Source organism: Photorhabdus machadonis (genome assembly GCF_052657765.1).
Genome location: NZ_CP199761.1, coordinates 3,260,720 through 3,274,188, shown reverse-complemented (window position 1 = coordinate 3,274,188; position 13,469 = coordinate 3,260,720). Strand labels below are relative to the sequence as shown.

Below are 13,469 nucleotides of genomic sequence, written 5' to 3'. Positions count from 1 at the left end.
CACAGAGATAGTTGTGCCAGTTTATTGATTTTAAGATAATAGCTTTTTCAGTAGAGATATTTAAATACATTGTAAATAAAACAGAGTTCAATTCTATTATGTACTTTTATTTTTTCAGTAATATGCCTTTTATGAGAATATACTGTACTGTCACTGATGTTTAGTTTTTGGGATATCCGGTAATTTGGAGTTTCTTGCATCCAGTAATCGATGACTTTATGCTCTTGTGGACTAAAAATGGAACAATGTTCATCAATTGATACTCGATGTTTCTGAATTTCTTGTAATGTTATTTTACTCAATTTATTAAGCAAATAGGGAAGGCTTTTTTTTGCCAAAATAAAAGCATTATTTTTCAGTGCAATATAATTTTCACAGTAAGGGTAGGCGCTATTAAGGTATATATAGATACGTGCGTTATCTATAAGAGTAATGAATTTCTGTAAATTAGAGCAATAACTCGAATGATGATAATAATGAGTTAAATTAGCTAAAACAATATCAGGAGAAAAACGAGCTACAATATCTATAGCTTCGTTAATTGAAGGTAAATCAACAATTTCAATATTTTCAACATTGTTGTTTTTCTTTAAAAACTCACTGATACCTGAACGGGTGTAATAGCACTCTTCAACGACTAAGATTTTCATTATTGTACGCCCCTGTTCCTGTTTGGCCGAACTCACAATAAACGCCTTATCTATCGAGAGTCAACTCGGCAATTGCGATAGTTAAGTCAGCTTAATCCGAAATTATTATCTAATGATATGGTATTGTAGACAAAATCGTTGGGGTGAATCAATGTGCCTCCAGGCCGGACACCCAGTTATTTGGGTGTCCGGGCTTGAGATTATTAATGCTTAGTATGGTTCAGATCGCTGTATTCTGAGGATTCGATCTTTTCAATTCCTGCCTGGAGGATGTATATCAACTGTTTTGCAATGTCAGTTGTCAACCATAAGGTTCGATCTACCATGACATGTTCTGGTGTTTGATCTTGGGAGGACAAATAGTGAAGGCGTAGCATCACAGCATCATACGTATCAACGGTACTGATATCCCAACCTACAACAGGATGCGTTTGAATAACTTCATCTTTACTGCCCATAAAACACCTCCTAATCAGATCACTGCATTATTTATTAATATCATTGACTAAGAGCAAACTACCTCATTCTTGAATGAGTCATTATCAGTATATGCTTTTTAATGAAAGTAAGAAGGTTTTTTGTTAGGAATTATTGACCCATTTGCTGGTGGATTGATAGGCCATGTAAATTAATGGGGACGATGACTATCCCCATGTGTATATCAGTCCGCTATTTTTACTTCCCAGCGGGCATCTTCGCCAGCCAGAAATGGAATAAGTTTTTCATTGTTGCAATCAATGTGCTCAATGACCGTGGAAGATTTGCGAGTCAATTCGACAAAACCTTCGTTGACGGGCAGTCCATAAAATTTAGGGCCATTAAGTGAACAGAAAGCTTCAAAATGTTGTAATGCATTCATCTCTTCAAACACTGTTGCGTAAGCCGATAACGCAGATGGTGCGTTAAATACGCCAGCACAACCACAGGGTGACTCTTTTTTGTGTAGTGCGTGTGGCGCAGAGTCTGTACCTAAGAAAAAGCGATCACAGCCACTGGCGACGGCGGCTCGCAAAGCATCCTGATGAATATTGCGTTTCAGAATAGGCAGACAGTACAAGTGTGGGCGTATTCCACCAACCAGCATATGGTTACGGTTGAACATGAGATGCTGTGGAGTCAATGTTGCTCCCAGATTATTGCCGCCTTCCAGTACATATTGTGCGGCTTCTTTGGTTGTTATATGTTCAAATACAACGTTCAGTGCTGGGAACTGATTACGCAATGGTTCCATCACCTGTTCAATAAAACGGGCTTCTCGATCAAAAATATCAATATGAGAAGCAGTAACTTCGCCGTGTACGAGCAGAGGCATTCCCAGTTTTTCCATCATTCCTAATAATGGATAAATATTCTTTATATCAGAGACACCGTGACTTGAATTGGTTGTGGCATTGGCAGGGTAGAGCTTACAAGCGGTAAAAATGCCTTCTTTATAACCAATTTCTACCTGAGAACTATCAGTCGAATCAGTGAGATAACAAGTCATAAGAGGCTGGAAATTATCTCCTTCGGGGACGGCTGCTAGTATTCTGTCTCGATAGGCTTTGGCACTCGCCACTTTTGTAATCGGCGGAAGCAGATTAGGCATGACGATAGCCCGCCCGAAATAGTGACTGGTGTAGGGAACGACGGTTTTTAGCATTTCACCATCACGGAAATGAATGTGCCAGTCATCAGGGCGGCGGATTTTTATTGTATATGATTTAGTGGTCATGAAACCGGCTCCAATATATATGATAGGAAGGAAATATGCTGAGTTCAGCATATTCAAGCCGGGAATGGATAATAAAGCTAAAACAGTTAAATAGCTATTAATGAATGTAATCTTTAGTAAAAAATTTAGCTAAATCAACAAGCTTAGGGTAATCAGAGGTGGATTTTCTTATCAACAAGGAAAAAATAAAATATGAGGGTAAAACAAGAAATGAAGTTGGCTCCTCCAACTGGACTCGAACCAGTGACATACGGATTAACAGTCCGCCGTTCTACCGACTGAACTATGGAGGAACTCCTTCACAACGGGGCGCATATTAGCGGCACATTTTTGCTTTGTCAAAGTAGAAAACAACAAATAGTGTTTGTTTGCTTTGAAAATGAGCTTGTTGATTTGTTTTTATGCTAAATAATGGTTATTTGATGGGATTATATGCTATGAGAGTGGATTGGAAAGAATGATTGTGTTTGTGTAACGATGCCAGGGTAACTAGTGAAATCAGAAAAGCAAAAAACCCGCGTTAAGCGGGTTTTTCTTAATTTGGCTCCTCCAACTGGACTTGAACCAGTGACATACGGATTAACAGTCCGCCGTTCTACCGACTGAACTATGGAGGAATTGCTTCACAACGGGGTGCATATTAGCGGCACACTTTTGCTTTGTCAAAGCAGAAAACAACAAATAGGGTTTGTTTGCTGGCAATCTGAACTTTTTGGCTGTTTTTATGCTGAACGAAAGCTTGTTTGCTGGAACTGTATGTTATAGAAGCGGATTTATCAGGGTTATTATGTTACGTCATCAGTAATTAGTGGCATCAGAAAAGCAAAAAGCCCGCACTAAGCGGGCTTTCCTAATTTGGCTCCTCCAACTGGACTCGAACCAGTGACATACGGATTAACAGTCCGCCGTTCTACCGACTGAACTATGGAGGAATCGTTCTTGAGAACGAGGCGAATAATAGCTGGGTATTTGGGGCTTGTCAAAGGGGAAAAGTAAGAATTGAGTTTGATTGATTAACTGGTGTTCAAAATGATGTTTTTTGCTATTTTTTAGTCAATTAAACTTTCCAGTTCAGGAAATACAAGAATTAACTAATATCCATCTATGATAATTGGATAGTGTAAATATTATCTTTTTTTTATTTATAAAATAATTAATCATGAGTATTAAACAGATCAGTAAATATATATTCAGTAACTTTATTTTAATGTTATTTATAGGATTTTTATATTTAATAATAATTTTCCTATTTTATTTATTTTAACAGATCACTTATTGTCTTTTGATATTTATTAGTAAGTTTACTTGTCTATAATTCTTAATTGAAAAAGTAATTAGTTATCTGGCGTCGAATTTTTCAAACAGGGTGTTAATCGAGACTTAAGCAGCTATAAATAGCTCGCTGTTGATAATTAAGTTTTATTTTTCGCTAACGCGCTAAATAACTTTCCAAAATAGTGCTCCACTTCGTACAACGCTTTGTGTAGCAAGGGTTGTGCGCTATGCATAGCAGAGCGATAAGTTAGTGCTGCCTATCAAGCATCAGACTTGCACTACTCGGACATTAATCAAATAGACCAACTGTATCGGTATTATGAAAAGCTATTTAGGATATTTTTTAATTTAATAATAGATTTTAATTAATATAAAAAATGCAGTAAAAAATGAAAATCCATTTCAGAAAAAACATTAAAAATCGAATAAATAAAAATTCATAATTATAAAATTAAATTATTGTTAAGGAGGTGAGGATAATTCTAAATATAAAGTCAGTAGATAATATTTCTCCCGAAAAGAGTGGCTAATTTTCTGGTGATTTCTATAAAACAAATGAGGAAAAGTCATGAAGTTTTTAATTAATACTGATGTAACTAACTGGGTTTCACATAAAGATTGGTTTAACGTTCCATTGCGATTGTTTGTAGTTCCAAAGGATGATGATGGTTCGACATCATTAGATAATTACAAAAGTAAAATTGTAGTGCATGGCTTGAATGAGGGCGAATATGAAATTGTAAATAACAATAACGTATTTGATTCTATCAGTAGAGCATCTGAAATATTGATAAAAGTTAAAACAGATCAAAAGGTTAATGCCACAATCAAATTTGTTGCTGAAATAACAGATGCGAGTGGCAGTGTAGTCGCAGAAGCTGTTCTCGATCGATTCAAGCTAAAATCAACAGGATTGGCAGCACCTATATATCCGGCAAATTATGATAATGTTATTGACAGTGGTGATATAAGAGCAGGTGTTAAAGTACTTTTTACTGATTCGAATATTTTAAATAAGCATGAACTGAAATTTATTTTTGATGATAATATTGAAGTTGTTCCAAGTGTACAAGATAATAATGATATTCGTAGCTTGCCGGTAAAGAATTCTCTTCTTACTGCGGGTAAACACCATAGTGTTTATTATACTATTAGCGAAAGTGGCAGCGCTAAATTCTCTACTGTTCAACGTGTGCTTGTAGAGCTTGATGAAGCTCCTGAAACAGTTCAGATTCGTCGTGATCTGGAAGTGCCTTATATTGATGAATATGATGAGAGCAGAGGCCGGCCAATTGGTGAGAGTATTATTGATTATGATATCAATATTATGGTCAGTGATATTAAACTTAAAGATAAGGTATTGAAAAAAGGTACAGTTCACATTAAAGGGTATTCTGATGATAATCAGGATGTAGGCGAAATAGTATTAAAGATAGAGCCTTTTAGTGATAATGAAAATAATATTTTCCATTTAGCTGTAATTAATCCTAAAGAAAATGCTGATGGTCAGCCGGGGGGTATTGATTTCTTCAATTATATAAGTAATGGATGGGTAAGAATTCATTACGAAATATCATTTGTTGATGAAGTAAACATACTGCATAAATCTAAAGAAAAAATTTATAAAGTAGTCCTGGATTAATCAGGTTGGTATTCCTAAATGTGCTGTTGCATACATAAAAAAAGCCCAATTTTCATTGGGCTTTTTCACAGACTTTTCATCTGATAGTGCTGGAAATTCTTTGTAGTATCTCCAGACTTGAATTTGGCTCCTCCAACTGGACTTGAACCAGTGACATACGGATTAACAGTCCGCCGTTCTACCGACTGAACTATGGAGGAATCGTTCTTGGGAACGGGGCGAATATTAGCGATGAACCGAAACGCTGTCAACACAAAAAATCTTACTGCTTTATTGTTTGTTCGCTATGTGAACGCATTGTGTTATAACTGTGCTATTTTACTGAAATTGAGTGCATTTATTCATTATCGGCAATGGTGTTGCTGTGTGAGATTGCTCAGTGATTGTCATGATATAAACATCATAAAAATGTATTTCACCTTTCATTTTTATAATGTGCTTGATTTCATCCTTTATTGCCAACGGAACATGAGGATGGAGATGAAGCTCTTTGATTGCTTGGTCTGAAATTTTTTCGCTGACAAACCATTCGCCGTTGTAACATACCCGTAGATCAAGCACACCGATATCATCAAACCGATATATGGGCTTAATTTCGAATAATAAAACAGCCGCCATAACAATGAAAAGTACGGTGAAGGCTAGCAATGACAGTAAACCAAAGTATGGGGCATACCAGATAAGCGCAGTGAGAGTCAGATAAGATACGAGCATAGCCAAGCAAAGGTAAGGATGGCTGCTGATAAACTGGCTGTTAAAACGAAGTTTGCCATCACGCTGTTCTTCAATGTTGATTCGTTCAAGATCCTGAATCAGTATCTGCTTAATGATAGTCATATGTTGACCTGATTAAATGAAGAGAAAGTGAAATATTTTCATAGTTATCGGTCTTTAAGGCTAGCATGAGAGAGATGATCTGACGTAGATCAGTTGTTTTATTTTAATTTACCAACTGTTATTGATTATGATTAATCTTAATACTTTCATTAAGATAAAGGTTGAATAAATCAAAAAAACTTATAAACAATGACTTTATTTTTTATATTATTGCTCTAATAATGAGCGTAAACGTTTTTTTTAAAACACTAACGCATAAAAAGGTTGCTATTCTTTTTCTATCATGAGTTAATGCAGCCGGCCTGATAAACAGACCTACTTTATGTACGACATCTTGAGTTAATGAGTTATGTGTAAGTGTTATCCTCAGATAGCCTTTGTTGACGCGTTTCCTTCTTAGTGCCTCCATAAGTAATAGCTGATAACTGGCCAGTACATGCCCATGTTGGCAAAATTTTTTTGATATATAGGAAAGTCACAATGTCTGACAAAATGAAAGGTCAAGTGAAGTGGTTCAACGAGTCTAAAGGCTTCGGTTTCATCACCCCAGCTGACGGTAGCAAAGACGTATTCGTTCACTTCTCTGCCATTCAGGGTAACGGTTTCAAAACGTTGGCAGAAGGCCAGAACGTAGAATTCACCATTGAAAATGGTGCTAAAGGCCCAGCAGCAGCAAACGTAACTGCTATCTGATTGCCTGAATGATTTTTAAGTCCGTCATTGTCTTAATATAGTGGCGGGCTTTTTCTTTGTTAGAGTAATATCTTTCTTTACTTATTCAGTACTCCTGACTATACTTCGTGCAAACTTTATTGGGGAGATTAGATTCATTGGACAGTCGAAGTTTTTGGTTAAATAAAAAATAAAACGGCAAGCTGTTCATTTCCTTTCGATTTGCTGCTTGCTGAACAAGGCGGGCGGTACCACTCAAAATATCTGAGCTGTACTTACTCAAAGACGGTATTATCCGGTACTCAGTGGAGCCACTGAGGATAGTATATTGGGTTTTCTATTATGCTGTTATATATTTACATTTTGTTACCTCCAGGTATGTACAGAAAATAATGCTGAATTAAACATTCGGCACAAATTTCTGTGTGCAAAATAAATGCACATGATTATTTATCCATTTAGTTGTATGGAGAATGTCATGTTAATAACTCCTTTTGTCTTTCATTTATTATCAGCTATGTGCTTTGGTGCGTTAATTGGTGCTGAACGTCAATGGCGTCAACGTATGGCGGGTTTAAGAACTAATGCATTAGTTGCGACTGGTGCCGCTGTTTTTATACTCAGTTCAATAACAATTTCACCAGATAGTGCTGGTCGTATTGCTGCGCAGGTTGTTTCAGGGATTGGTTTCCTTGGTGCCGGTGTCATTATGCGAGAAGGCATGAATATTCGTGGATTAAATACCGCCGCAACTTTGTGGTGTTCCGCTGGAATTGGTGTCCTGTGTGGCCTTGGGCAGTATTGGCTGGCTACGATAGCGACAGCGATTATTCTTTGCGCAAATATATTATTACGTGAAGCTGCTCAACGAATTAATTTACACCCCAGACAGCTGGCCACTGATCAGGCACAGCGTTATAAAATTCACGTAGTATGTGACAGTAATGATGGAGTTTTGGTAAGATCTTTAGTATTACAGGCTCTTAATGGCGTAGCCGTGAGGCTACAATCACTGAGTTTCACTGATATGATCCAACCTGGAAAACTTGAAGTGTGTGCTGAAGTATTAGCAACACTCACTGATCAAAAAGAGATAGAAGCGATTGTTTGTCGTATGAGTTTGGAAAGAAGCGTTAGCTCAATAAACTGGAAAATTGCTTCTGAACTATAAATCTGAAAATTATTTGTATAAAACAATAATAATTTTGTTCGATAAAGAATCACGACTTTTCCATCATGTAAAACAAATAGAGCGTTGCCTACAGCATGTTTTTTCAGTTAGGCAACGCGTAATTAAGAAACTATTTTCCGAATAATATGGGTTATATTTAACCAGTTGCGCTTTTGCTTATATATTGGTGGTTTTGGAAAGGATGAATTATAAACAAATCCGGTAAATCTGTGATCAGTTCAAGGGAGGCAACCCGAAGTCGTAGTTTTGAAAATCCCTATTTAAGATCTAGCAATCAAATATCTTGTACTAGGCGATATTGTATTCTTGCTACTTTTTTCTTGAGATGAGTTGGTTACAAATTTGCTTTATAGAGATAATGGTTTTTTTGGGATATTATTTATTAATGGTTTTATTAGAATGTGGATGGTTAAATTTAGTATTTTTTACTGTGGTAATTATCATCAAATTAATTATTGACATGTTGCTGATGGTTGTCATTCTCACATCAAGTTTGGTTGGGTAAAGCTGATACAGGTAGCATACGCGGATACAGAAAAATTGATGAGTTACCCTTTTATTTTGTTCGGCATCGGCTGTCTATTACTGCTCAGAACTTTCAGTGGAAATATCATTTTACTTGCAAAAGTGAAGTAGAAGGAATGATCTAAGTTTGTTCTTATATAAGAGTAAAATAGATAATAATTCTGCTTGATGAAGTATACCGTGAAAAAATAATGGTAGTAGCTAATGGTTACCATCAGGCAAAATTTCAGTGTATTAATTTAGCAGTTCGATATTTGTTCGATGATAAAGTAAAAACACTTACTGCTTTTTGATGGTGAAAGAGTCGTGATATTACAAGAGTGACTAACTTTTTTTGTTCCTGTAGAGAAGAGATCCACCTTTGCTATTTCTGTATTAAGAGAGTATGGAAGGACAGTAAAAGTTCTTACCGAAGATAATTCTGTTATTACTGTCATGGTTTGTCATGATGTAGGATTAGATTTCGATGTTATTTTAATAACCCAACAAACTGAGCAAGTCGGTGCTGGGATCTTGGTAAATGGAATAGGAGCGGTATTTAGTGAACTGAGGCGTTGTAAAAATCCCATGTTATAAAAGAACCGGTATACGGAGGGCTTACCTGGTAATGACATTAATAAGGTCATGGTATTAAGATACGTTGATGTTACAACAGGTACAGATATACAAAAAAAAGTGATGGATATTACCCGACTTGAGAAAAACCAGCGGGGATTAGACAAAGGATAGTTAAGAGAGATAGACGCGAGGGAATATCATCAAGTGCTTGAATATAACGGTAAGTTCAGACTTTAGTAATGTTTTTTCAATGTTAACTGCCAGCATTTTTATTTCATTTTTCCTGATGAAAAATATTCATTTACTAGTACAAAATTTGATATGTGATATTTCATAGCTTTCTTTACATTGAGATAAAATGGATAGGGAGTTTATGAGAAAATTGTATCAATGAAGGACTAAAAATATTGGATATTTTATTGTATTGGCAGAATTGGTTTGTTATGCAGACATATATATTGACATGATGAGATTTTTAAGTAATAAATGTTGTTCGTGTGGTTTTATTTTATCCAGATTGGTGTATTAAATGGTAGATGAGATTTGTTTGTATTTTGCTCTCATGAAGGATATCTTTTATCCAAGATACAACGATATGTTCAGTATTATTGATTGCATAACTGATAATGATTCTCGATATCTATTTTATTCTTTTCTCATTTAATCAGCTAATGGGTTTAGAGTTTTTGTCCTAAGAATGTTTTCTATGGTTAGATGAGACCGTCATCAATTGTCGCATTAATTTCCATGCTCGGAGAGTGGTTATAGTCACTTGAAAAAGTATAACTACTATTTATATGGGGAAATAAATTGCTCATTAAAGTAATACCTTCTTTATATTTGATATGAAAATATTATGATATTTTTATTATCAATGATTATTAATTGTATTATCCTGGCAGGATATTGTCTTGATTTTTATTTTACCACCTTATTATCATTGATTATTTTTACAATAATTCTTAATTAATTATTTTGTCCTTATGGATTTTATTTTTTTATCAATGATTTCCATTGAAATAAATGGTGTTTAAAATGTCTATTAATTTCAGCCTTATTAGTGTCTTTTACATAGGAAGATAATGTTTTTTGGGATGAGGGTTGAAAATTTTATATGAAATAATGTAAGAGGATAAAAAGTTATTTTAATTTTTTATTTAATTTGTATTATAATGGCATGAACTCTGGAATAGTGTATGTTGTTTTTCTAAATATTGATTTATGAATTATATAATAAATTTTGATTATATTCGTGGCGGGTACTTTATTTTTATATATATTTATGTTGATTGAAGGTTTTATATCTGCAATTATATCTATTATAAATATTTAAACTAGAATGTTAGGTTAATAAATAACCTAATGTTTATTTAAAATACTTAATGTTTTTAAATAATATATATTGATTATGTGTAAGTTTAATTAATTTATAATTTGAAACATGAAAACTAAAGGTGAAAAATATAAAGTAATCAACAGGAGGTTTTTGTGTTTTATTATATTATGAAATGTGATTTTTTGATAAGTTTTTTTAATGATTTATTCCGTTGATTTGGCTACTTGGCGTCAAAATTGGCAGCATTTTCTATTATCTTTATACTGTATATTGTCTATTATTTGAGCGGCAAAGTGCTGTTGTAGTTGTTTTTTTATTCATTATCTTACTGTATTTTATGCTTTTTTTGTATGGTTAGTGTTATTTGTGCATGGTGGTCTGTGTTTTTAGTTAAGTCTTTTGGTTAAATAAAATACAAATCTAAACCAAAAGTGATCATACCAGTATCTTTTTTGTAACTAAATTTTACATAAAATCAATCTGTTTTATCGTATAAATGGAAATGTCAGATCTTAGAATAAGATGATTGTTTATACCTATTACTCAGTGATAAAGCTGATTTTGTTGTAATTATTTGGCTAAAGGAGGATTTTTTTGTCGTTATTTTTAATTTATAAGTTTAATAGATCGTATAAAATCAAAAAATATACCTAATATTTTTATTTAGATGATTTAACTTATTAAAATTGGGAATTCGGATTTTATTTAATTGTTTGGGTGATTAATGATCAATTTATCGATTAAATGCATATTAAAAGCCTTTGTTTTTGTGAGTTATGTCACATAGTATTTAAAATTGCGTTCTCTTTCCGTTGTATAAGTTGATGATTCAGGAGTAAAGTTGTTCTGCATTAAGAATATTCTTAATCGACAGTAAAAATGTTATATCAGGTAACGCGATAATACTTTTGCAGCTCCTAACGTAATATTTTTGAAGTTGGACGAATCAAAAGTAATACAAAGGATGGTTACTGCTCTGACTAAGCTTGTGTATTTTAGTTATGTAAGAGATTATTAATCCCTAAGCTATTTTAGGAATTTTGTCACGAGTGGTTTTTCGAACACTTAACTGATTTTTTTAATGTAATCGGACGGGATAGACAAATGAGTACGGTTGAATTGCTCAAACATATTTATGACATAAATTTATCGTATCTGCTTTTAGCTCAGCGGTTAATTAACCATGAAAAAGCATCAGCGATGTTCCGTTTAGGTATTAGCGATTCTATGGCTGATACGTTGTCTGAATTGACATTACCTCAGTTGATAAAGCTTGCCGAGACTAATCAATTAGTCTGTAATTTCCGGTTCGAAGACAGTGAAACTATTCAGCATCTTACAAAGGAATCTCGAGTAGATGATTTACAACAAATACACACAGGCATTTTGTTATCTACTCATTTGTTTCAGCAGTTATCTTCGAAAGATGATACATCAGTGAAAAAAAGAGCATAAGAGATGGCCGAGAAAAGTATAGTTCAAGAAGCTAAGGATATACATCTTGCGATGGAACTCATCACTTTGGGCGCACGGTTACAAATGCTTGAAAGTGAAACGCAATTAAGCAGAGGGCGACTAATTAAGCTTTATAAAGAATTGAGGGGAAGCCCTCCGCCTAAGGGGATGCTACCTTTTTCAACAGATTGGTTTATGACTTGGGAACAGAATATTCATTCATCAATGTTCTATAATGCCTATCGTTTCTTACTTAAAAGCGGTTATTGCTATGGTGTGGAGGCGGTTGTTAAAGCTTATCGGCTCTATCTTGAACAATGCCCTCCTGTTGAAGGAGACGCTCCTATTCTGGCGTTGACTCGCGCTTGGACTCTGGTACGTTTTGTAGACAGTGGCATGTTGCAACCTTCACAATGCCGTACTTGCGGCGGAACTTTTATTACTCATGCTCATCAACCTGTGAATAGCTTTGTTTGTAGTCTTTGCCAACCGCCATCACGCGCAGTAAAAAAACGTAAACTTTCCTCTCAGTCTGCCGATAGTAATTCACAACTGCTGGATGGACTTGCTCAGCGCGCAATGTGAATTTAAATGGGAAAACCATTCCTACAGGTTACGGATTTGCACTTTTTTTCTTGTAACCTGTGTTGAAACTACAACCATTCTGGATTCAGACTGTTCAATTTCCCATCCGCTCACCAACTTAGCTAAAGGATATCGCGTGTTAGTACTTTTAGGATATATCGTAGTTTTTGGTGCGGTAATCGGTGGTTACCTGATTGTAGGTGGTCATTTGGGCGCACTTTATCAACCTGCTGAATTTTTAATTATCACTGGTGCTGGCATCGGTGCTTTTATTGTTGGTAACAACGGAAAAGCGATTAAGGCAACATTGCGTGTTTTGCCAAAGGTAATGCGCAGATCTAACTATAACAAAACGATGTATATGGATCTGATGGCTCTGCTTTTCCGATTGTTAGCAAAATCCCGTATGCATGGTGTTTTGGCATTAGAGCGGGATATTGAAAATCCGCAGCAGAGTGATATTTTTACCCAATATCCACGTTTGCTTAAGGATAAGCATTTGATGGATTTTGTCACCGATTACATGCGGTTGATTGTGAGTGGCAATATGAATCCTCACGAAATTGAGGCTTTGATGGATGAAGAAATTGAAACTTATGAGCAGGAAAGCGAGATCCCGGCGACTAGCGTGATGATGGTTGGAGATTCACTTCCTGCTTTTGGTATTGTGGCGGCTGTTATGGGGGTTGTTAATGCCTTGGGTTCGGCAGATCGTCCGGCAGGAGAGCTTGGCGTGCTGATTGCTCATGCCATGGTTGGGACATTCCTCGGTATTTTGATGGCATATGGCTTTATCTCTCCACTGGCAACTTTGCTGCGTCAGCGCAGTGGCGAACATATTAAAATGATGCAATGCATTAAAGTGACATTGCTATCCAGCCTGAATGGTTATGCCCCGCAAATTGCTGTTGAATTCGGCCGTAAGACATTGTATCTCACGGATCGTCCTTCTTTCACTGAGCTGGAAGAACATGTTCGCCGGGTGAAAGCACCTGTTCAGCAAGAAACTGAAGAAACTGAAGAATAAA

The 13,469-nt window shown here is 35.4% G+C and carries 10 protein-coding genes and 4 tRNA genes; 6 read left to right on the top strand and 8 right to left on the bottom strand.

The window, feature by feature from the left end; all coding sequences use genetic code 11:
- Nucleotides 1–47 precede the first annotated feature (47 nt).
- From ACUN2T_RS15460 to ACUN2T_RS15435, 6 genes are all read right to left on the bottom strand, one after another.
- On the bottom strand, nt 48–650 hold the full coding sequence (locus tag ACUN2T_RS15460; protein WP_445497887.1) for a LuxR C-terminal-related transcriptional regulator: 603 nt from the start codon (nt 648–650) through the stop codon (nt 48–50).
- 203 nt (nt 651–853) lie between these two features.
- Nucleotides 854–1,108 (bottom strand): biofilm formation regulator BssS, encoded by a 255-nt coding sequence (gene bssS, locus ACUN2T_RS15455; protein ID WP_133815929.1) that lies wholly within the window; start codon nt 1,106–1,108, stop codon nt 854–856.
- A 203-nt stretch (nt 1,109–1,311) separates the two neighbouring features.
- The gene (gene pyrC, locus ACUN2T_RS15450; protein ID WP_445493899.1) at nt 1,312–2,364 is read right to left on the bottom strand and encodes a dihydroorotase; all 1,053 of its coding nucleotides are present in this window, start codon (nt 2,362–2,364) and stop codon (nt 1,312–1,314) included.
- A 217-nt stretch (nt 2,365–2,581) separates the two neighbouring features.
- A tRNA-Asn gene (locus tag ACUN2T_RS15445) sits at nt 2,582–2,657 on the bottom strand.
- A gap of 248 nt (nt 2,658–2,905) precedes the next feature.
- Nucleotides 2,906–2,981 (bottom strand) — tRNA-Asn (locus tag ACUN2T_RS15440).
- 239 nt (nt 2,982–3,220) lie between these two features.
- Nucleotides 3,221–3,296 (bottom strand) — tRNA-Asn (locus ACUN2T_RS15435).
- 911 nt (nt 3,297–4,207) lie between these two features.
- Here ACUN2T_RS15435 and ACUN2T_RS15430 point away from each other — a divergent pair.
- Nucleotides 4,208–5,281, top strand: coding sequence for a hypothetical protein (locus tag ACUN2T_RS15430; RefSeq protein WP_445493898.1), 1,074 nt, complete (start codon nt 4,208–4,210; stop codon nt 5,279–5,281).
- 124 nt (nt 5,282–5,405) lie between these two features.
- Here the strand turns inward: ACUN2T_RS15430 and ACUN2T_RS15425 are convergent.
- Both ACUN2T_RS15425 and ACUN2T_RS15420 read right to left on the bottom strand, forming a co-directional pair.
- Nucleotides 5,406–5,481, bottom strand: a tRNA-Asn gene (locus tag ACUN2T_RS15425).
- 118 nt (nt 5,482–5,599) lie between these two features.
- On the bottom strand, nt 5,600–6,118 hold the full coding sequence (locus ACUN2T_RS15420; protein WP_445493897.1) for a YlaC family protein: 519 nt from the start codon (nt 6,116–6,118) through the stop codon (nt 5,600–5,602).
- A gap of 480 nt (nt 6,119–6,598) precedes the next feature.
- Here ACUN2T_RS15420 and cspE point away from each other — a divergent pair, with 480 nt between their 5' ends.
- The 5 genes from cspE (at nt 6,599) to motA (ending at nt 13,468) form a co-directional block, all read left to right on the top strand.
- On the top strand, nt 6,599–6,811 hold the full coding sequence (cspE, locus tag ACUN2T_RS15415) for a transcription antiterminator/RNA stability regulator CspE (RefSeq protein ID WP_010847246.1): 213 nt from the start codon (nt 6,599–6,601) through the stop codon (nt 6,809–6,811).
- 457 nt (nt 6,812–7,268) lie between these two features.
- Nucleotides 7,269–7,961 (top strand): MgtC family protein, encoded by a 693-nt coding sequence (locus tag ACUN2T_RS15410; RefSeq protein ID WP_445493895.1) that lies wholly within the window; start codon nt 7,269–7,271, stop codon nt 7,959–7,961.
- A gap of 3,544 nt (nt 7,962–11,505) precedes the next feature.
- Nucleotides 11,506–11,856, top strand: a complete 351-nt coding sequence (gene flhD / locus ACUN2T_RS15405; protein ID WP_445493894.1) for a flagellar transcriptional regulator FlhD — start codon at nt 11,506–11,508, stop codon at nt 11,854–11,856.
- Nucleotides 11,857–11,859: 3 nt separating this feature from the next.
- Nucleotides 11,860–12,441, top strand: coding sequence for a flagellar transcriptional regulator FlhC (gene flhC, locus ACUN2T_RS15400; RefSeq protein ID WP_133815924.1), 582 nt, complete (start codon nt 11,860–11,862; stop codon nt 12,439–12,441).
- Nucleotides 12,442–12,577: 136 nt separating this feature from the next.
- Entirely contained in the window at nt 12,578–13,468 is an 891-nt protein-coding gene (gene motA, locus ACUN2T_RS15395; protein ID WP_445493892.1) for a flagellar motor stator protein MotA, read from the top strand.
- Nucleotide 13,469: the final 1 nt, after the last annotated feature.